Genomic DNA, 20,656 nt, shown 5'->3' on the forward strand with positions numbered 1-20,656 from the left:
CGCAGAATCCTAACATCATGTTAGTTATCCTATTAGAAAAACAACTTCGGATGTTGATTGATAATGACATGGGGCTCCGCTCGCACCGCCTTGATTACAACTCGACTGCTTTGTGATCGGTTTCCAGGGGTGATTGAGTGCTTAGCTCATGAATGTTTTTTGTGGAGAAATTGCAGGCAACCTAGTCCTCTTCGTCTATCTTTCCTATTACGTGCATATATATGTCACAAATCAATAAGTGAAAGGCGCTTATCTAGGACCGTTGGGGGAAGTACGGGTAAGAACGCACCAACACCCGGAGTGACTATCAGCGTGCTGGCGCCTGAAACTTGACCAAAAAAGGGGAGGGATGATGACGTTGACGAATACTAGACAAGATGCATGGACAAACGAGGAGGATGACTGTCTAGCTGAAATTGTCTTGGAGCACATAGAAAATGGCGGCACACAACTCCAAGCTTTTGAAGAGGTAGGGAAGCGTCTTTCGAGAACACCAGCAGCTTGCGGATTTCGCTGGAATTCATACCTACGCAAACAATATCAAGACGGTATTGAACAAGCAAAGAAAATGCGAAAAGAGCGAAAAAAGGTTTCTTTTGGTGAGATAGCACAAAAGAAAGCCGAGGCAAAGGTGACAGAAGAAAAAGAAAGTGAAATTCGCCCAGCTATTCAACACTGCATGGATGCTTTGCAACAGTTGACTACACAATTACATCACTATGAACTACCTTCTTCGCAATATGAAGGGTTAAAGAAGGAAAACGAGCAGTTGAAAAGGGAAAAGATGGCACTCACCCAGCAAGTGGAACAACTCCAAGGAATATTAGAAAGAGCCCGTGCGCTAGTAGTGAGTTCTGTTCCGTATCATAGAGGATAGGTAACAGAGGAAGGAACATCAAACATGGGTGTATGAAGAAATAAAAAAACAGCTAATCATGATGATTAGCTGTTCGCTTTTTGTTCAGTGACACCTTCAGGGAACCAAATAAGCGGGTTTTCACCTTTGTCACGCTCCATGTCGTAGGTAGCAGGTTGAAAGCCCATCTTTTCCCAAAACTCCTGCGACTTAATACGCGCGTTGGTTTTAATAGGAACCCCATACTGTTTTGCGAATTGAACGAGGCTTGTGCCGTAGCCTTGGTCCTGGTAATCAGGAAGCACTTCCAATTTCCAAAGCTCCAAATAGTCCTGTGGTGGGTTGAAATAGCGGTCGTACTTGCCATTTACACGATACAAACTCATGCGGGCCACGAGCTTCTCACCAAAGTAAATCCCATAAAATGGTGACTCACTGTCATTCTCAATCAAGTTGTCTTGTAAATCTTCCATCATTGAAAGTTCTTGATGACCAAATTCTCGAAATTTCTTAAATTCTTCAAGTGTTTTAAAATTAACATGAAGCCGTTCTACTTTCTTTGCCATGTGTCTCCCCCTAACAAAAAACATCTATTTTTTGATTTTTCCAGCTTGAAAGCGGTTTTCTACTATTATACATGAACTTAACAAAAAATTCTGCCCTCAAAAATTAGTAAGCGTTTTCAATTTATGCAGGAATTCGTTCTGTATTTGTCGAAGAAGGAAGAATTGTAGAGAAAGTAATGACAGAAAGGGGTAGGAGAGAAATGACAAACACGCTTCTCATTGCGAATCGGAGTGAAATTGCTTCACGGATCATAGCAACAGCGAAGCGCATGGGGATACGGACTGTCGCTGTTTATAGCGATGCGGACGCGGCACTACCCTATGTAGAAGAGGCTAATGTTGCAAGAAGAATTGGCGAATCACCCCCAGCCAAATCGTACTTAAATCAAGATGCTCTCATGCAAATAGCGAAGGAAGAGCAATGTACGATGTTGCATCCTGGATATGGTTTTTTGAGTGAGAATCAAAAGTTTTGTGAGAAAGTTTTAGGTGAAGGGATTATTTGGGTAGGTCCACAGCCAAAAACGATCGGACAAATGGGGGAAAAAGTACAGGCGAGAAATATTATGAACCGTGCTGGTGTGCCGGTCGTACCTGGTAGTGAAGGACAAATTGCCACAGAGGAAGAGGCAATCTCTCTAGCAGAAGGAATAGGATACCCGGTTATGTTGAAGGCAAGTGGAGGTGGTGGAGGTGTGGGAATGGTCGTTTGCCATTCAGAACAAGATCTTGTCCGTACGTTCGCTTCCACAAAAAAACGTGCAGAGCAATATTTTCAAAATCCAGAAGTGTTTTTAGAAAAGTGGATTGAAGGAGCTCGCCATATAGAAGTACAAATCGCCGCAAGCAGAAGTGGAGAGGTTGTACATTTGTATGAACGAGAGTGCTCTATCCAGCGCCGCCATCAAAAAGTGTTAGAGGAGGCACCGGCACTTCATTTGTCTCAAGCGACGAAGGAAAAATTATACGAAGCTTCTATTCAGGCAGCAAAAGCGGTCAACTACGAAAATGTAGGAACGATTGAATGGATCGTAGACCAAGACGAAAACTTCTATTTCCTTGAGATGAACACGCGCCTGCAAGTCGAGCATGGCGTTACTGAACAAATTATCGGAATTGACCTCGTGGAGTGGCAGCTACGTATTGCTGCAGGGGAGTCTTTGCCGCTTCACCAGCACGAAATTAAGCCGAGTGGGCACAGTATCGAATGGCGTTTGTATGCAGAAGATCCGAAAACCATGTTTCCTTCTCCAGGGAAGCTGTCTAGGTGGGAGCTTTCTATAGCAAAAGGGATTAGACTCGATATTGGGTATCGCGAAGATAATACGGTGACCCCGTTTTACGATCCGTTACTCGCAAAAATTATTGCTTACGGGGATAATAAAGAAGAGGCAGTTCGTCTGTTGCACGAGTGGTCGAATGAAACGACGATCGAGGGTGTGAAGACAAACCTTCCTTTGTTACAAGAAGTATTAGTAGATCAACAGTTTATTAAGGAAACTTATACGACAAACTATCTTACAGAGCTGCAGAAGCAGAAAGGGGAACAAAGCATATGACGACAATTCCATCTACAATGGCAGGGACAGTGTTTAAAATCGAAAAGAGCGTAGGAGATACAGTTTCAATCGGAGACGTGGTTGTCATTCTAGAATCTATGAAAATGGAAATTCCGATCGAAAGCCCAGTTGCAGGGACGGTTTCCGCGATTTCCTTTGCAGAGGGGGACTTTGTGAACGAAGGAGATACGCTTATGGAAGTGGAAGGAGGAGGGGCGTAATGAGTTCTTCTACCGTAGAGAACGATCGTGCCTCTTTGCAACAAGGTGGAGCGGAAAAGTACCACGAAAAATTGGCTAGCCAAAATAAGTGGTTCGTGCGCAAGCGGTTAGAGGTACTTTTTGATGAAGGAAAGTATCGCGAAGACGGGTTGTATGCAAACAGTGAAGCAGAGGGACTACCTGCAGATGGTGTCGTTACGGCGATTGGTCGCGTTGGAGGAAGAAAAGTATGTGTCATCGCCAACGATTCGACGATTAAGGCTGGCTCGTGGGGAGCAAAAACGGTAGAAAAGATTATTCGTATGCAAGAAACGGCTGAGTCTCTTCGTTTGCCGTTATTCTACCTGGTAGACTCTGCTGGCGCACGCATCACAGACCAGCTACAAATGTTCCCTAATCGAAGAGGTGCGGGTCGCATTTTCCATAACCAAGTCCGTTTATCTGGTGTGGTACCGCAAATTTGCCTATTGTTCGGACCTTCAGCAGCTGGTGGAGCGTACATACCGGCGTTTTGCGACTGTGTCATCATGGTGGATGGTAATGCTTCCATGTATTTAGGATCGCCGCGAATGGCGGAGAAGGTGATTGGAGAGAAAGTATCGTTGGAGGAAATGGGCGGTGCACGCATGCACTGCACCATTAGTGGCGTTGGCGATGTGCTCGTTTCAGATGAAGCGGAAGCGATTGGTAAAGCAAAAGCGTATTTTGCTTACATGCCGCAATGCTATGGAGACAGAACAAAATCTGTCCCTGCTGTAAATCCGTCGGCCGAGCGCTCATTAGAAGAAATTGTTCCAACGCATCCGCAAGCCCCTTTCGACATGTATGAAGCAATTGAAGCGCTTGTCGACGGAAATAGCTTCTTCGAAATGAAGCGTGAATTTGCCAAAGAGCTCATCACAGGGTTTGCCCGTCTTGGCGGGAAGCAGATTGGAATTGTTGCTAACCAGCCGAAAGTAAAGGGTGGCGTATTGTTTGTGGACTCGGCAGATAAAGGCGCCCGGTTCATCCAATTGTGCGATGCGTTTGATATACCGCTTTTGTTCCTCGCAGATGTTCCTGGATTTATGATTGGAACAAAAGTGGAAAGAGCAGGCATCATTCGCCACGGAGCAAAATTGATTTCAGCTATGAGTGCAGCGACGGTTCCGCGAATTAGCGTGATCGTTAGAAAAGCGTTTGGCGCAGGACTCTACGCAATGGCTGGCCCTGCGTTTGAACCAGACTGCACACTTGCCTTGCCAGGTGCACAAATTGCGGTCATGGGTCCAGAAGCGGCTGTAAACGCAGTGTATGCGAATAAAATCGAAGCGCTGGAAGGAAAAGAGCGTCTCGCATTCGTTCAAGAAAAACATGCCGAGTATGTGGAGTCTGTTTCATTAGACAAGGTCGCAAGTGAGATGATTGTAGACGAAATCGTGGAACCGAATGACCTTCGTGAGGAGCTACTCGATCGTTTTGATCTATACGAATCAAAGGTAAGAACGGTTCCGCAACGTAAACACGGCGTGATTCCGGTATAAACATTCATGAGCTGAGCACTCAATCCGGGTCACAAAGCAGTCTATTTTTGATCAAGGCGGTGCGGGTGAAACTCCGTGAAGTGTATAAATCAGCATACGAAGTTGTTTTTCTAATAGGATAAGTATCATGATTTTAGGATGCTGCGTAACTGCGCCCCTATTCCACATAAATAGATGATTGTTTTAGTAGAGGAATCGGTTCTTGTAGCCGGTTCCTTTTCTATTTCTTATTTTCTGTAACTTTAGCAGGAGGACTTCGTTTCCTTCCTAGAACAATTTTGCTAAACTGATAGAAAAAGAGAAGGGGGCTCTCATGTGATGCATATTGTCGTTATCGGTGGTGGGGCTGTAGGGCTACTGAGTTCAGCCTACTTACGAAAGTCGCATCATGTGACAGTCGTAACAAGAAGAAGAGAGCAGGCCGTGTTACTCAATGAACAAGGAATTAAGCTAGTGAGAGAGGGACAAGAAGAGTTCGTCCCTATAACCGCAACGTCAGACACCTCCACTTTGCATAGCGTTGACGAAGTATGGATCGCTGTCAAACAAACGCATCTTGACGACGTGATGGCGACGCTTATGGCTACACCACCATTACTGCGAGCACAACGTTGGGTGTTTTTGCAAAATGGTATTGGGCATTTACGCTATAAAACAGAACAAGCGCTTCCTTCGCTTCACTTCGGAGTTGTGGAGCATGGGATTTGGAAATCTTCTGATGCGAGTGTCCACCATAAAGGGATCGGTAACATCCGTATAGATAAATCGTACAAACCACCCGTACAAGATTCATCATTTCCGTTTATAAAAGAAGAAAATATCGAGGTCGTTCTCCGCCAGAAACTGCTTGTGAACTTATGCATCAATCCTCTTACTAGCCTTCTTCAATGCCAAAATGGGGCGCTTGTCAACAATGACCATTTACGTGCTACGTTACGTACGCTCGTATCGGAATTGTCACCTGTTATTGGAGAAGACAGTGAGGCGATGTGGGCTTACACAACGTCGATTATTGACAAGACTCGGCACAACATCTCCTCTATGGCACAAGATGTAGCGCGTGGGACAACTACGGAGATGCGCGCGTTTTTAAAAGATATTACAGATCTTTCAGGAGGAGATATAGCGCGTGTCGCTGTCACCCATGCAATCGCCAACATCGTTCTAGCAAAGGAAGGAGAGGTGTAACCATGTGGCTCATCTCTCAATTGATTGCGTTATTTGTTACTTTTCCGCTGCTTGTATACATGGGGAGTTTCCTCATCGTGAAAATCATCAGTCACTCACATCGTCTGGCGGTGTGGGTGGCCATCTCGCTTACAACTATTTTTTTACTCATTGGGTGTCAAGTTTTGCTCGGTCTCCTCTTTGGAAACTTTGCCGTTTGGTGGATGTACAGTGCGCTCGTCGTCGGTTTTACGATTTTTGTCATCATTTACCGAGTACGTCGCGATGAATTGCTATGGGGACGGGTCACGAAAGCTCTACTAAAGTTCACGTTTTTGACGCTCTTGAGTACTCATTTCGTCTTATTTATATATGGCATGACGGTGTATGCAATGGAATCAATGGGTATTTTGTAATCTCCTATCACGTGAGCACCTTTTTTTCTTTCCAACTAGCCCCGTGCTATACTAAGCTGTGGAATGTTGACTGGAAGAAGGAAAGTGTAAGCGAGGATGTACCCGCTTGCACTATATAATGAAAAGCGGAAGGCGTTTTCCTTGCGTCTGTAGCCTAGATATAGAGGAGTAAGACTTTATGGAACTCACGAAACTTCACTTAACCAATAAACAATCTTTTGTCCAAGCATATCTTACGGGAGAAGCGTCTGTGGCCTCTGCATTTCCGTATCGATTTGATGATGCATCCCTCCAAAAAAGAGCGGCATCTCTTCAAAATAGTAGACATGAGCGTTCTCAGCTTGCTGAAGTGATTCGATCTTATATGGAGCCACTCGGTGTTGGGGAAAAGGTAGAAGAATCTTTGCAGCAGTTGGCAGACCCTTGTTCTTCGGTCGTGATTGGCGGACAACAAGCAGGCGTACTTCTGGGGCCCTTGTACACACTACACAAATTGATATCGATTGTTCGGTTAGCAAAGGAACAGTCTGAAAAACTACATATACCTGTTGTGCCCGTGTTTTGGATAGCTGGCGAAGATCACGATTTTGATGAGGTGAATCATCTATTCTTTCATGAGGCATCACGGTGGGAGAAAAGGGGTTACCCGAAGCGAATTCTTTCCAAACAAATGGTGCACGACACTCCCATCGAGCACCTGGAAATGGAGAGCTATATACACCGAGTTTGTCGTGCGTTAGGTGAGACTCCACACACAAAAGCGATACAAAGGCGACTGCTTACTTCTTTGCAAGAAGGGGATACTTGGACAACATACTTTGCTAAACTCGTTCATTTCTTTTTTCAAGAAGAAGGTTTGCTGTTGATTGACGCCAGCGACCGAAACTTGCGAAAACTGGAGAAACCTTTCTTCCAAGAGCTGTTGCACCGTTCTCGAGATATTAGTGAAAACTTACAAAAAAGACAACGAGCTTTGCAAAGCTCCCACTTCTCGCCACTCATCCAAACAGAGTCAGATTGTGCTCATTTGTTTGTACAGGAAGAAGGAGAACGCGCTCTTTTATACCACACGGAGGAAGTAGGAGTATTCCGAACAAAATCAGGTGGAACCTATACCGTAGCTCAGCTGGAACAAATGCTTGAGGAAGAAGAAGTGTTTCCGTTAAGCAACAACGTGGTAACGAGACCGCTTATGCAAGAGCACGTATTTCCTACCCTGGCGTTTATTGCAGGCCCAGGGGAAATCGCCTACTGGGGAGAGCTGACGGACTTATTCACTACGTTTCGATTAGAAATGCCGATCGTGATGCCGCGCCTTTCGATCACATTAGAAACAGGGCACATGGCAAATGCACGAAAAAAACTGAATCTATCTATAGAAAACTGCTTTGGGGACGGGTTGATGGAAAAGCAACAAGAATTGCAAAAAGCGTTTGCGCCTCAATCTGTTCACGATACGATCACAACGCTGCAAGCGCACATACAACAACAACACAAAGCTATTCAGCAGCTTGTGAGCGAGTACGACCGAGGACTCAACCTATTTACAGAGAAAAACGAACTCCTTTTACAGGTCCAACTCGAAAAACTGCACAAGGAAGTAAGAAAATCAACACTCCGTAAGCACGGAACGACTTTCAATAGAATGGAGCAAGTCGTTGCAGGATTCCAACCCCAAGGCGGCTACCAAGAAAGAACGTGGAACTTGCTCCCGTTTGTGAATGAGTATGGGTTGCAACTAATTCAAGACTTAATTAGTCAACCCTATTCCTTTGACGGAAGTCATACCGTCGTTCACCTTGCCGACAAATAAAAAAACCCCCACTTTGCACCACTACATGTGGGGAATCCAAGACCGAGCCACACATTCCGTGTGGCTCGGTCTTGTTTAGTGTATTCATCAACCAGAGAGTTTTGCAAAATCAACGTGATGTGCTGTGATCAGAAGAATCCATACATCCTAATGGTCAGTTTATCTCAAGATAAGAGCGTTAATCCGGAGATAAGAGCGTTAATCCGGGGATAAGAGCGTTAATCCCGAGATAAGAGCGCTAATCCCGAGATAAGAGCGTTAATCTGGAAATAAGAGCGTTAATCCGGGGATAAGAGCGCTAATCCGAAGATAAGAGCGTTAATCCCGAGATAAGAGCGTTAATCCGGAGATAAGAGCGCTAATCCGGGGATAAGAGCGCTAATCCGAAGATAAGAGCGTTAATCTGGAAATAAGAGCGTTAATCCGGAAATAAGAGCGTTAATCCCGAGATAAGAGCGTTAATCCGGAGATAAGAGCGTTAATCCGGGGATAAGAGCGTTAATCCCGAGATAAGAGCGTTAATCCCAGGATAAGAGCGTTAATCCCGAGATAAGAGCGTTAATCTGGGGATAAGAGCGTTAATCCGGAGATAAGAGCGTTAATCCGGAGATAAGAGCGTTAATCCCAAGATAAGAGCGTTAATCCGGGGATAAGAGCGTTAATCTGGAAATAAGAGCGTTAATCCCGAGATAAGAGCGCTAATCCGGAGATAAGAGCGTTAATCCCAGGATAAGAGCGCTAACCCCGAGATAAGAGCGCTAACCCCGAGATAAGAGCGCTAACCCCCATATTTCTACAAATCTCCTTCGTGCTTCCCCACAGTCCACCACCAACCCACAATACTTTGCATAAAATGTCCTCCATCCGTCGATTCCCCGCGCGTTTTGACGAGCGATAATGTGAATAACGTGAAGGAATTAGTTCATAGAAAGCGAAAACAAAAAACTGTGGAGAAAAGTGGGGCGATGTGGTACATTTGAGGTAAGAAGTGGGGGTATACGGATATGTTCATGGGAGAGCACCAACATAACGTAGACCAAAAAGGACGCCTCATCGTACCTGCGAAGTTTCGCGAGGAGTTAGGGGAGACGTTCGTGGTCACACGTGGTCTGGATCAATGTTTATTCGTATACCCACTGGATGAATGGAAAGTAGTCGAAGAAAAGTTAAAAACGCTTCCCATGACAAAAAAAGACGCACGAGCTTTTACTCGCTTCTTCTTTTCCGGGGCATCGGAGTGTGAATTGGACAAGCAAGGACGCGTCAATTTACCCCCAAGCCTGAGAAAGTATGCTGCTATTGAAAAAGAGTGCATGATTGTCGGCGTCTCGAGCCGTATCGAAATTTGGAGTGAACCGCTTTGGCAAGAATACTTTGCTCAATCAGAGGAATCCTTTAATGAAATTGCAGAAAATATGATGGACTTTGATATCTAACGAAAAGCGAAGGGCGGTTGCTTAGGGGAACCCACTCATCTCAGAACCGGAGTGAAAGTCGTTCTTCAGACTTTTGCGTAGGGGCTGAAATGACGTGCGGTCCCCTACCGCCCGTAGCTAGACAAACGAAAAGCGAAGGGCGGTTGCTTAGGGGAACCCACTCATCTCAGAACCGGAGTGAAAGTCGTTCTTCAGACTTTTGCGTAGGGGCTGAAATGACGTGCGGTCCCCTACCGCCCGTAGCTAGACAAACGAAAAGCGAAGGGCGGTTGTTTAGGCTTTACGGATTCAAAGTGACACCCGACATCTAGAAAGGAAGTTTTTTGATGTTTGAGCATACAACGGTACTACTCGAAGAAGCGGTAGAGGGACTGGCTGTAAAAGAAGGCGGCGTGTACGTGGATTGTACACTCGGTGGAGCGGGACACACGAGGCTCATTGCTCAGAAGCTTGCTGGCAGTGGACATGTGTATGCGTTTGATCAAGATGACGCGGCCTTACGTAATGCAGAACAAGTTTTGTCTAGGTTTTCAAACGTGACGATGGTTCGGTCTAATTTTCGCCATCTACACGAGGAGTTGACGAGCCGGGGTGTAAAACAGGTGGATGGAGTGTTGTACGATTTGGGCGTTTCCTCTCCACAGTTTGATACGCCAGAACGTGGTTTTAGCTACCGGTTTGATACACCGCTTGATATGCGTATGGATCAGTCACAGCCCTTATCGGCAAAGGAAGTAGTAAACGAATGGTCGTTTGAACAGTTAGTACGGATCTTTTATACATATGGTGAGGAGAAATTTTCAAAACAAATTGCTCGCGCCATTGAACGAAGTCGAGCGTCTAAATCGATCGAAACTACTGGGGAGCTCGTCGAATTGATTAAAGAAGCGATTCCTGCTCCAGCGCGACGAACAGGTGGACATCCAGCGAAGAGAGTGTTTCAAGCGATACGCATTGCGGTCAATGACGAATTAGGTGCGTTTGAAGAATCTCTAGAGGCAGCAAGGTTATTGCTTGCACCAGCTGGGCGATTGTCTGTCATTACGTTTCATTCTTTAGAGGATCGACTTTGTAAGCAGCTGATAAAGCAGTGGAGTACGCCGAGGGAACTTCCAAAAGGTTTGCCTGTGTTACCGGATGATGCTCGATTTCAAGCCTCGATGAAATTGGTTACACGAAAGCCAATTTTACCGACAGAGGAAGAAGAAAGTGAAAATCGCCGAGCGCGCTCTGCCAAACTACGAGTTGCAGAACGTACAACGGCCCCATTAGACAAAACGAATAGATAACAGAAGAGGAGGGCGCTCTATGAGTCAAGTAGCTCGCAATTTTACAGAACAAGCATATGAGACGAGGCAAGAACGTAGACAGGTGTCTTCAAGTCAAAAGGCAGTGAGTGTTACGATCGGAGAATGGGTTACTGTGATTCTCTGTGCCGTCATTTTGGCTGGACTGGCGTATTTTGTGATTAATAATCAATCCGCTCTGTATGAAATGAACAAAAACATCGCGACAGTGGAAGCTGACATTGAAAACCAACAAACGCGTAACGAAGATCTCTCCATGCAAGTGAGTGAATTGAGCACTTATGAGCGTGTCTGGGCAAAGGCGAAAGAGCAAGGATTGGAATTGCGTGAAGATAACGTAAAGGTTGTGGAAGGGGAATGAATCAGCAACCCAACATGACAAAAGGAGCAGCCTTTCTCTTTGCAGGATTTGGGCTGCTCTTTCTTATTTTAATCATTCGTTTTGCTTTTTTACAAATTGGTGGGCAGACTGACGGTCGTGTGTTAGCTGTAGAAGCGGAGAAAAATTATCGTACATCCTCTGTTATTGAGGCAAATCGTGGGAGTATTTTGGATCGAAACGGAGAGCCGATTGCTGTAAACGCGAGCTCATTTCGACTAGTTGCAGTTCTGGCTGAGCAGGCTACTGAGGATGAAGATGAACCACGACATGTTGTGGACCCAGAAAAAACGGCCAGTGAGTTAGCGACCGTTTTGGATATGGAAGAATCGGCTATTTTAGAACAGCTCAAAGATGGGATCTCACGCGACAGATATCAAGTTGAATTTGGTAACGCAGGTCGCAGGCTTTCCCAAACTGAAAAAGAAAAAATTGAATCGATGAACTTACCTGGAGTCCTCTTTCAACGAGAACAGCAGCGGTTTTATCCGAATGGAGTGTTTGCTTCTCACGTCATTGGCTATACATCGTACGTAACGAATGAGGATGACGGCACAACCACGATGGTCGGGGAGTTAGGATTAGAGAAAAGTTTAAATGACCTTCTGAAGGCAACCGATGGCAAAGTAGTGGAGCGGGAAGATTACTATGGTTTGCCGCTCTTCGGTGATGGGCAAGAAATCACACCAGCAATCGATGGGAAAAACGTTACGTTGACGCTCGATAAAAAAATACAAACGTTTTTAGAAGACGCCATGAACCGGGTGGATGAAAAGTATAAGCCGAAACGGATGATGGCGATTGTGGCAGACCCAAAAACGGGTGAGATCCTCGCAATGGGGCAACGTCCGAGCTTCCATCCTGCTACACGAGTGGGACTAGAAGACTCTTGGTACAATGAAAATGTGGAATCGCGATTTGAGCCAGGTTCAACAATGAAATCGTTCACGCTCGCTGCTGCGATTAATGAAGGAAAGTTTCCAGCGAACGAAACCTTTCTGTCTGGTAGTTTGCGAGTTCCAGGTGGTGTCATCAACGATTATAACGAAGGTGTTGGCTGGGGACCCATTACGTTCCTTGAAGGAATACAAAGGTCATCGAATGTAGGTATTTCGCTCATCGCTAGAGACCAACTGGGATACGACAATTTGTATCGTTATTTACAAGAATTCGGCTTTGATCAGGTAACAGGGATCGGTCTGCCTGGTGAAATCCCAGGACGAATACAATACGAATGGGAACTCGAGAAGCTGAACACTGCATTTGGGCAAGGAACATCAGTAACGCCCATCCAGCAAATTCAGGCATTCACCGCCATTGCCAACGATGGAAAGATGATGAAGCCACAAATTGTGAAAGAAGTGTTCGACCCAAACAAAGAAGAAGTCGTGACAACGTCGGAACCTGTCGTTGTCAACGAACCCATTACTGCAGAAACGGCTAAAGAGGTGCGTGATATTCTGGAAACAGTCGTCACTTCCGCAAACGGTACCGGCAACATTTATAGCTTGAAAGATGCAGGGTATGATGTGTTTGGTAAAACAGGTACAGCACAAATCTATGACAATGAAAAACAAGAATATTTGTCTGGCGAGGGTAATTATATTTATTCTTTTTTGGGCGGAGCACCTGTCGACGATCCGAAATTGATTATGCTTGTCGCGGTACAGCAACCGGAATTAAATGGTGAATACTCATCAAATCCTGTCGCACAAATATTTAAACCTGTCATGTCGAATAGCTTAAGTTATTTAAATATTAAACCGAGCGATATCAAAAAAACGAAAAGTGATCAAGTGCCTAATGTGAAGGGCAAGTCTGTCAAAGAAGCAATAGACGTGATGGATAAGGTCGGCTTTCAATTAAATGTGGTCGGTTCGGGCTCAAACATCACCGAACAAATGCCTGTGGCCGGCACTGAACTGATGGCAGGTGAACGAGTCCTTGTCAAAACAGACGGCGATATCCTCATTCCAGATTTAATCGGCTGGTCATTCCAAGACGTGATGAAATGGATTGCACTCACCAACGTTGAATTAAATGCAGCAGGAAGCGGCTACGTCGTCGACCAAAGCGTTCCAGCAGGCACACCGCTCGAAGAAACGGGTCCATTTGTCATTAATTTTCAACGACCTTATGAAAGCTTTCGAGACGAAAATATGCCGGAAACAGAAGAAGTAGAAATTAATCCGGTTGTTGAAGAAGGGACGTAATAGGTAGAAGAAAGTTGCAAACTGAAACACCAGAGCCAATCACGCTGTAAGAAGGCGGATTGGCTTATTTTTTTGGAGATTCATTTGTAGTTCAAAGGATCACACTGGGCGAGTCAGGCACTTAATAAACGCGTGCCACGAACCAAGTAACACAAATCCAGACTCATTCAGGACATATCCAGGCTCCAATCAAGAATCGAAACTAATCAGGTGCGAATCAAGACTTGGCTATCTTCCTTTCTCTCGCTCGTACTACTCGGGACATGCTCCGCATACAGTGTAAGAGAATCCGTCTGAATGAGTTCAGAACAAAGGAGGGACGAGAGGTGAAACGTGTTTCTCAAGTCACTGTCCGGAAACGACTCGTACTCACGCTCATCGTTGGCGTGCTTATTTTTGCCGTGATTGATTTGAGACTGGGGTTTGTGCAGCTAATTATAGGTGGGGAGCTCACTGAAAAGGCAGAGGAATTGTGGAGTCGAAACATTCCGTTTGAGCCTGAGCGGGGAGATATTTTGGATCGGAACGGTGTGAAGTTGGCTACGAACAAAAGTGCACCCACTGTGTATGTGTTTCCGAGACAAATCGAGAATCCACAAGAAACAGCAGAAGCACTGGCAGGGGTATTAGAGGATCTCACAGTCGAAGAGGCCTATGAGTATGTGACGAGAAATGAAAGTAGCGTCAAAATGAAAGAAGGACGAAAAATCACACCAGAAAAAGCGAAAGAAGTCGAAAATTTGAACTTGAGTGGGGTTTATATTGCAGAAGATTCGGTTCGATACTATCCGTACGGTGATTATTTGTCCCACGTTCTTGGATTTGCGGGTATCGACAACCAAGGTCTGATGGGATTGGAGCTGTATTATGATGAAGAGTTACAAGGAGAAAAAGGGTACGTGCAATTTAATGCGGACGGTAAAGGGAAGCTAATGGATGATACTGGCGGTAACTTTCAACCGGCAGTCAACGGGATGGATTTGAAGCTGACGATTGATGCCGATATTCAAACGATTTTAGAGAGGGAGCTGGATAATGCAGAGGCAGAATATAACCCTGATGGTGCTCTGGCGATTGCGATGGACCCAGATAATGGGGAAATTCTCGGTATGACGTCTCGACCTGATTTTGATCCGGCTAACTTTGAGCTAGTCCCTCCTGAAATTTATAACAGAAATTTACCGATTTGGAGTACATTTGAGCCAGGTTCGACGTTTAAGATTATTACACTTGCAGCGGCCTTGGAAGAGAACAAAGTGAATTTGTTGGAAGATACTTTTTACGATCCAGGTTATATAGAAGTGGATGGAACAAGTCTGCACTGCTGGAAAGCTGGCGGGCATGGACCGGAAACGTTTTTAGAAGTCGTCCAAAATTCATGTAACCCTGGTTTTGTTGAGCTTGGACAACGACTCGGAAAAGAAACGCTTTTTAACTATATCGATGCCTTTGGCTTTGGTAAGAAAACAGGCATTGATTTGCAAGGGGAAGGGAAGGGGATTTTGTTCGACTTAGAAAATGTCGGTCCTGTTGAACAAGCGACGACAGCTTTTGGCCAAGGGGTTTCCGTAACAGCGATTCAACAAGTAGCCGCCGTTGCTGCAGCAGTTAACGGAGGGACGCTGTATACACCTTACATTGCAAAAGAGCTTGTCGATCCTGAAACCGGCAAAGTCGTGATGCGCAAAGAACCTGAAGCGAAACGACAAGTGATTTCAGAGGAAACGTCAGAAAAAATTCGTTATGCCCTTGAAAGCGTTGTCGCGCAAGGAACGGGAAAGGGAGCCTTCGTTGAGTCCTATCGAGTGGGAGGTAAAACGGGTACGGCACAAAAAGCGAAAGACGGGCGCTACTTGGAAAATAACTATGTCGTATCGTTTATGGGGTTTGCGCCTGCAGACGACCCAGAGATTGTCGTGTATGTCGCCATCGATAACCCGAAAAATACGGTGCAGTTTGGTGGTGTAGTAGCGGCACCGATCGTTGGGAACATCATGGAAGACAGCATGCGTGCCCTTGGGGTGGAGCCACGAAAGAACCAGATTGAGAAAGAATATACATGGCTTGACACGCCACTCGTAGAGGTACCAGACCTCGTGGGGTTGACGACAAAAGAAATACGACAAATGTTCGTGCCACTTCAACTGGACGTATCTGGGGAGGGTGATACAGTTGTCCAACAATCACCGCAAGCAGGAGTTAAGGTGAAAGAAAACTCGAAGATCCGTATCTATTTAGACGAAGAATAATCTGTGATTAGAGCTAGTGAACGTGATCAAAGGTCGGAACACACGATTGTGAGTCGAAATCCGCAATGGATGGACAAAGTACACACCTCGGATTGATTTGGTGTGTGCTTTTTTGTAGTGGATGTTTAGCTTCAAAACGAAATCACAAGTATCACGAGCAAGAAAACCGTGATGCAGGACACAGAACGCACGATGCCAACTTTAGACAAAGTTCATGAACTCCTCAGATCTCGTAGGTGCCTAGGTAGGCCGGCTTTTGTTAAAAGGGAATGGCTTCAGCGGAGATCCGTGCTTTTGAAATGAGGATTCGTTCTCGCTACAATGGGTGTTTGTGAAAACGTAGCAATCGCTTGCTTATTCATGTACAATAGAGAGGATTTTTACATAGTGGGAAGTTGCTGAATAGGTCACGATACACGCTAAACATACATAGTGAATAGAGAAGAATTTCTGAACGAGAGGAAGGCGCTTATGAAAGCAAGTGATCTCTTTCAACGTTCACTCCTTGGTTCTTTGCCTGATGAGGTAAAGGCGCTTGACATTACTGGGGTGGAGCAAAATAGTCGTCTTGTGAAAAAGGGTCATGTATTTATTTGTATAAAAGGGTATACCGTGGATGGACACGATTTTGTCGAACAAGCGGTAAAAAACGGAGCAGCGCTTGTCGTTGCTGAGCGTACAGTTAATGTAGATGTACCTGTTCTCGTCGTACCTAACTCACGGCGCATGATGGGGCAACTCGCGGTGATATTTTACGGGGCACCTTCGCAAAAGCTGTCTGTTATTGGAGTGACAGGAACGAACGGCAAAACGTCTACCACTCATTTCATTGAGGCAATGTTTCGTAATCTAGGGAACAAGACAGGCTTGATCGGGACGATGTACTACAAAATCGGTGATCGGTCGTATCCAACTAAGAACACGACACCGGATAGTTTGACATTACAGCGGATTTTTGCCGAAATGGTGGAGGCTGGTGTGGATGTGTGTGTCATGGAGGTATCATCGCACGCGCTAATTGAGGGGAGAATGCATGGTGTTGACGTCGATGTGGCTGCGTTTACAAACTTAACTCAGGATCATCTTGATTTTCATGACACGATGACAGATTACTTATACGCAAAAGGTTTATTGTTTTCACAACTAGGATCTATGGCACTATTGAACGGAAAAGCTGCGGTCATTAATGCGGATGATAGCTATGCGTCGCAACTGGTCGAGACGTCGGCCGCACCTGTGTTTACTTATGGTCTGCACAAGCATGCCGATGTGCGTGCGCCCGAGTGGAGCTTTGATGCAAAAGGGCTACAATGCACGGTGGAAGTGGGAAGTGAAACCTTTCATTTAACGCTTCCGCTTGTGGGCGAATTTATGGTGTATAATGTGTTGGCAGCGATGACAGTCTGCTTAACGAGAGGTGTTTCTCCACAACGCTGTATAGAAGCGATGAAAGCAATCAAAGGCGTCCCTGGACGGTTTGAACTCGTCCCAGCGCTTGCAGATGATGTGACGGTGATCGTGGATTACGCCCATACGCCGGATAGCTTAGGGAATGTGTTGAAAACGGCTAAACAGATTACTGAGCGTAAACTATGGGTAGTTGTCGGGTGTGGAGGTGATCGTGATCGCAAGAAACGTCCGATCATGGCGAGTATTGCTTGTGAAGTAGCAGATCACGCTGTATTCACTTCCGATAACCCACGAACTGAGGAGCCAGAGAAGATTTTACATGATATGGAAGAAGGCGTACCCTCTCGTTCCTACACGTCCATCCTTGATCGAAGAGAAGCTATTTTTTACGCCATTGAACAAGCGGAACGTGGCGATGTGATCGTGATCGCAGGCAAAGGTCACGAGACGTATCAAATCCTAAAAGACCGGACAATTGACTTTGATGACCGGCTTGTCGCGAAAGAATGTTTGGAAGCGCGTTATTCATAAACTTTATTAAAATACGTCTCTTTTCCAGTTCTATCTCATAAGATAAGCAGTGACAAACGTGTAGAGCTTGTACTAAGGGCCCACACGACGTGGGTTAGAAAAGCGTTGCGCTCGCAAGGATGTGAGTGTTCCTTCCTTACTAGGACGTCGCGAACTTAGCCTTTTATCTTCTTAATTCAAGGCTGTTTTCTAAAAGATTGTTGCTTTTTTTATGAAATCCCATTACACAGTAGCTATATGATGCGATATAACAAAAACTTCATAAAGGTGCTTCGAACCGCTACGGAAATACACTTCGCTTTTCCGCAGGAGTCTACGTGTATTTCCTCCGCTTGTTTTGAACTACTACTTAGTAAGGGGATTTTTTTATCGCTATCTGTTCGTTGATTGGAGCGGAAGGCGGCGACTCCTGCGGGATCAGCGGGACAGGTGAGACCCCGCAAGAGCGCAGCGATGAGGAGGCTCACCGCCCGCCCCGCGGAAAGCGTCCGCCTGGAGTGGAAATCAACAAAGCTATAAGTCGCATCATGAGATTACTGTATAGTAAAAACAACAAAGGATACGAAAAGAGCCTAATTCAAAGAAGGAGGGGAGCCATTTGCAACAGGTCCTCTTATTTACGATTGCTATTTCATTTTTAATCACAGTGCTCCTATCTCCCATTTTTATCCCCTTTTTACGTAGGTTAAAATTTGGGCAGAGTATACGAGAAGAAGGTCCAAAATCTCATCAAAAGAAAACAGGGACGCCAACGATGGGTGGCATCATGATCATTCTTGCCATTGTCGTCGCTACGCTAGTGATGACGAGCAAGTATACATCCCTTACATATGAGATATTTCTTCTCCTGTTCGTAACAGTTGGATTTGGACTTCTTGGCTTTTTAGACGATTTTATTAAAGTGGTCATGAAACGGAATCTCGGTCTCACGTCCAAACAGAAGCTTTTTGGACAAGTGATTATCGCGATTATTTTCTTTCTAGTGTTAAGACAACAAGGTGAGTCTACAGAGTTACATATTCCTTTAGTCGATTTCACGATCGATCTAGGATGGGGCTACGCATTCATTATCATTTTTTGGCTTGTCGGTTTCTCTAACGCTGTCAATTTAACAGATGGCTTGGATGGACTCGTTTCCGGTACGAGTGCCATTGCTTTCGGTGCACTAGCCATTTTAGCTTGGAACCTTAATGAGTTGGAAATTACGCTCTTTGCGGTGGCGGTTGTCGGTGCTGTGCTTGGTTTTCTGGTGTTTAATGCGCATCCGGCAAAAGTGTTCATGGGTGACACCGGCTCGCTTGCACTTGGTGGAGCGTTTGCAGCGATCGCTATTTTAACAAAGCTTGAGCTACTTCTTGTCATCATCGGAGGCGTGTTTGTGATCGAGACGCTATCCGTAATTTTTCAAGTCATTTCTTTTAAAACTACTGGAAAACGAATTTTTCGAATGAGTCCCTTGCATCACCACTACGAACTTGTCGGTTGGAGTGAGTGGCGGGTCGTCGTCACATTTTGGTCTGTCGGTCTGTTGTTGGCAGCGCTCGGAATTTATATTGAGGTGTGGGGAACGTGAAATCAATTCAACAATTTCGACATAAAAAAATATTAGTGCTTGGGTTAGCAAAGAGCGGGGTCAGTGCTGCCACGCTTTTGCATAAGTTAGGAGCCTTCGTCACGGTGAATGATCAAAAGCCTTTAGAAGAAAATCCACAAGCACAAAGCCTCTTGAAAGATGGGGTGAAAGTAATTTGTGGTCATCATCCGATTTCGCTCATGGATGAAGGGTTTGAATGGGTCGTTAAAAACCCTGGAATTCCTTATCATAACCCTCTTGTACAAAGAGCCGTCGCCAAGGGGATTCCGATTCTTACTGAAATAGAGCTTGCCTATTTAGTAAGTGAAGCTCCTATCGTGGCGATTACGGGAACAAACGGGAAAACGACTACCACTACGTTAATCGACAGCCTGTTGACCGCAGGAGGCTTCTCCTCAAAGATTGCTGGAAATATTGGTACAGTAGCGAGTGACGTAGCGAGAAAAGTAACGAAAGATGACTGGATGGTCGTGGAATGTTCCTCGTTTCAGCTAAAGGGAACGGATCAATTTCGTCCTCGTGTTAGCGTGCTGTTGAACTTATACGAAGCGCATTTGGATTACCACGAAACGATAGATGATTACTGGGAATCAAAAGGGCGAATTACCTCGCAACAAACTGCCGAAGATGTCCTGGTTTACAATGCAGATCAGGCAGCAGTACAGAAAATTGCCGATAGAACGAAGGCACAACTTGTTCCGTTTTCTACTACAAAAGAAGTGTCTACAGGAGCGTATGTGAAAGACGGAGCACTGTGGGTACAAGAAGAGCACATTTTGTCTACGGAAGAGGTAGCTCTACCTGGTGAGCATAATTTGGAAAACGTATTGGCAAGCATAGCGGTCGCTAAATATGTAGGTGTTTCAACGGATGCGATTCGCGATGTACTCAAAACATTTACAGGCGTACAACATCGTTTACAGTTTGTTGGTAATGTAAAAGGGCGCCTCGTGTATAACGACTCGAAGGCGACGAATAATTTAGCGACACAAAAAGCTTTGCAGTCGTTCCAGCAGCCCATTGTTTGGCTGGCTGGTGGTCTTGATCGTGGTCAATCGTTTGACGAACTTCTCACGTCCCTCACACATGTCAAATCGCTTATTTGTTTTGGTGAAACGAAGGGAAAATTAGCTTCGCTTGGGAAACGGGCAGGAATAAAAGCGATCAACCTCGTCGATAATGTGGAAAAAGCGGTGGACGAGGCTTTTCTTCAATCCCAGCCAGGAGATGTTATTTTACTTTCTCCAGCCTGTGCAAGTTGGGATCAGTACAGAACATTTGAAGTACGAGGAGACATGTTTATCAAAGCCGTGCATAAGGTAGAGTAGGGGCTTGGCCTATTGTGGAGGTCGGAAGCCAGAGGTCGGACACCAATTTCCGGCATCTGACATCAGGTTATTCGACATCCGGTCTTAG

16 protein-coding genes are annotated in these 20,656 nt (G+C 45.4%); 15 read left to right on the forward strand and 1 reads right to left on the reverse strand.

Going from position 1 to position 20,656, the window contains the following annotated elements; all coding sequences use genetic code 11:
- Positions 1 to 358: 358 nt before the first annotated feature.
- Positions 359 to 877, forward strand: a complete 519-nt coding sequence (locus HHK01_RS06065) for an RsfA family transcriptional regulator (protein WP_170006920.1) — start codon at positions 359 to 361, stop codon at positions 875 to 877.
- A 65-nt stretch (positions 878 to 942) separates the two neighbouring features.
- Here the strand turns inward: HHK01_RS06065 and HHK01_RS06070 are convergent, their stop codons facing one another.
- Complete coding sequence (locus tag HHK01_RS06070; RefSeq protein WP_170006921.1) at positions 943 to 1,422, reverse strand: N-acetyltransferase; 480 nt, start codon at positions 1,420 to 1,422, stop codon at positions 943 to 945.
- Positions 1,423 to 1,622: 200 nt separating this feature from the next.
- Between HHK01_RS06070 and HHK01_RS06075 the strand changes: the two genes are divergently transcribed.
- The 14 genes from HHK01_RS06075 (at position 1,623) to murD (ending at position 20,568) form a co-directional block, all read left to right on the forward strand.
- Positions 1,623 to 2,981, forward strand: coding sequence for an acetyl-CoA carboxylase biotin carboxylase subunit (locus HHK01_RS06075; protein ID WP_170006923.1), 1,359 nt, complete (start codon positions 1,623 to 1,625; stop codon positions 2,979 to 2,981).
- Positions 2,978 to 3,202 carry an acetyl-CoA carboxylase biotin carboxyl carrier protein subunit gene (locus HHK01_RS06080; protein WP_170006924.1) on the forward strand — a complete coding sequence of 75 codons (225 nt, stop codon included), beginning with the start codon at positions 2,978 to 2,980 and terminating at the stop codon, positions 3,200 to 3,202. Before HHK01_RS06075 ends, HHK01_RS06080 begins: the two co-directional genes overlap by 4 nt.
- Positions 3,202 to 4,725, forward strand: coding sequence for an acyl-CoA carboxylase subunit beta (locus tag HHK01_RS06085; protein WP_170006925.1), 1,524 nt, complete (start codon positions 3,202 to 3,204; stop codon positions 4,723 to 4,725). The genes HHK01_RS06080 and HHK01_RS06085 overlap by 1 nt, the downstream gene beginning before the upstream one ends.
- 318 nt (positions 4,726 to 5,043) lie before the next feature.
- Positions 5,044 to 5,913, forward strand: coding sequence for a ketopantoate reductase family protein (locus HHK01_RS06090; RefSeq protein WP_170006927.1), 870 nt, complete (start codon positions 5,044 to 5,046; stop codon positions 5,911 to 5,913).
- A 2-nt stretch (positions 5,914 to 5,915) separates the two neighbouring features.
- Positions 5,916 to 6,308 (forward strand): DUF3397 family protein, encoded by a 393-nt coding sequence (locus HHK01_RS06095; protein WP_170006929.1) that lies wholly within the window; start codon positions 5,916 to 5,918, stop codon positions 6,306 to 6,308.
- Positions 6,309 to 6,486: 178 nt separating this feature from the next.
- Entirely contained in the window at positions 6,487 to 8,121 is a 1,635-nt protein-coding gene (gene bshC / locus HHK01_RS06100; RefSeq protein ID WP_170006931.1) for a bacillithiol biosynthesis cysteine-adding enzyme BshC, read from the forward strand.
- Between the two features lie 1,004 nt (positions 8,122 to 9,125).
- Complete coding sequence (mraZ, locus tag HHK01_RS06105; RefSeq protein ID WP_170006932.1) at positions 9,126 to 9,557, forward strand: division/cell wall cluster transcriptional repressor MraZ; 432 nt, start codon at positions 9,126 to 9,128, stop codon at positions 9,555 to 9,557.
- Positions 9,558 to 9,883: 326 nt separating this feature from the next.
- A complete protein-coding gene (rsmH, locus tag HHK01_RS06110) occupies positions 9,884 to 10,846 on the forward strand; it encodes a 16S rRNA (cytosine(1402)-N(4))-methyltransferase RsmH (RefSeq protein WP_170006933.1) in 963 nt (320 codons plus the stop codon).
- 19 nt (positions 10,847 to 10,865) lie between these two features.
- The gene (ftsL, locus tag HHK01_RS06115; protein ID WP_170006934.1) at positions 10,866 to 11,225 is read left to right on the forward strand and encodes a cell division protein FtsL; all 360 of its coding nucleotides are present in this window, start codon (positions 10,866 to 10,868) and stop codon (positions 11,223 to 11,225) included.
- Positions 11,222 to 13,456: a penicillin-binding protein gene (locus HHK01_RS06120; protein WP_170006936.1), complete on the forward strand. Its 2,235-nt coding sequence runs from the start codon at positions 11,222 to 11,224 to the stop codon at positions 13,454 to 13,456. Before ftsL ends, HHK01_RS06120 begins: the two co-directional genes overlap by 4 nt.
- Before the next feature lie 326 nt (positions 13,457 to 13,782).
- Positions 13,783 to 15,705, forward strand: coding sequence for a stage V sporulation protein D (locus HHK01_RS06125; protein WP_228027675.1), 1,923 nt, complete (start codon positions 13,783 to 13,785; stop codon positions 15,703 to 15,705).
- A 471-nt stretch (positions 15,706 to 16,176) separates the two neighbouring features.
- Positions 16,177 to 17,646, forward strand: coding sequence for a UDP-N-acetylmuramoyl-L-alanyl-D-glutamate--2,6-diaminopimelate ligase (locus HHK01_RS06130; RefSeq protein WP_170006938.1), 1,470 nt, complete (start codon positions 16,177 to 16,179; stop codon positions 17,644 to 17,646).
- Positions 17,647 to 18,244: 598 nt separating this feature from the next.
- On the forward strand, positions 18,245 to 19,219 hold the full coding sequence (gene mraY, locus HHK01_RS06135; protein ID WP_170006939.1) for a phospho-N-acetylmuramoyl-pentapeptide-transferase: 975 nt from the start codon (positions 18,245 to 18,247) through the stop codon (positions 19,217 to 19,219).
- Positions 19,216 to 20,568 (forward strand): UDP-N-acetylmuramoyl-L-alanine--D-glutamate ligase, encoded by a 1,353-nt coding sequence (gene murD, locus HHK01_RS06140; protein WP_170006941.1) that lies wholly within the window; start codon positions 19,216 to 19,218, stop codon positions 20,566 to 20,568. Before mraY ends, murD begins: the two co-directional genes overlap by 4 nt.
- Positions 20,569 to 20,656: the final 88 nt, after the last annotated feature.

The organism is Bacillus fonticola, assembly GCF_012955605.1.
GTDB classification, from domain to species: domain Bacteria; phylum Bacillota; class Bacilli; order Bacillales; family JC228; genus Bacillus_CG; species Bacillus_CG fonticola.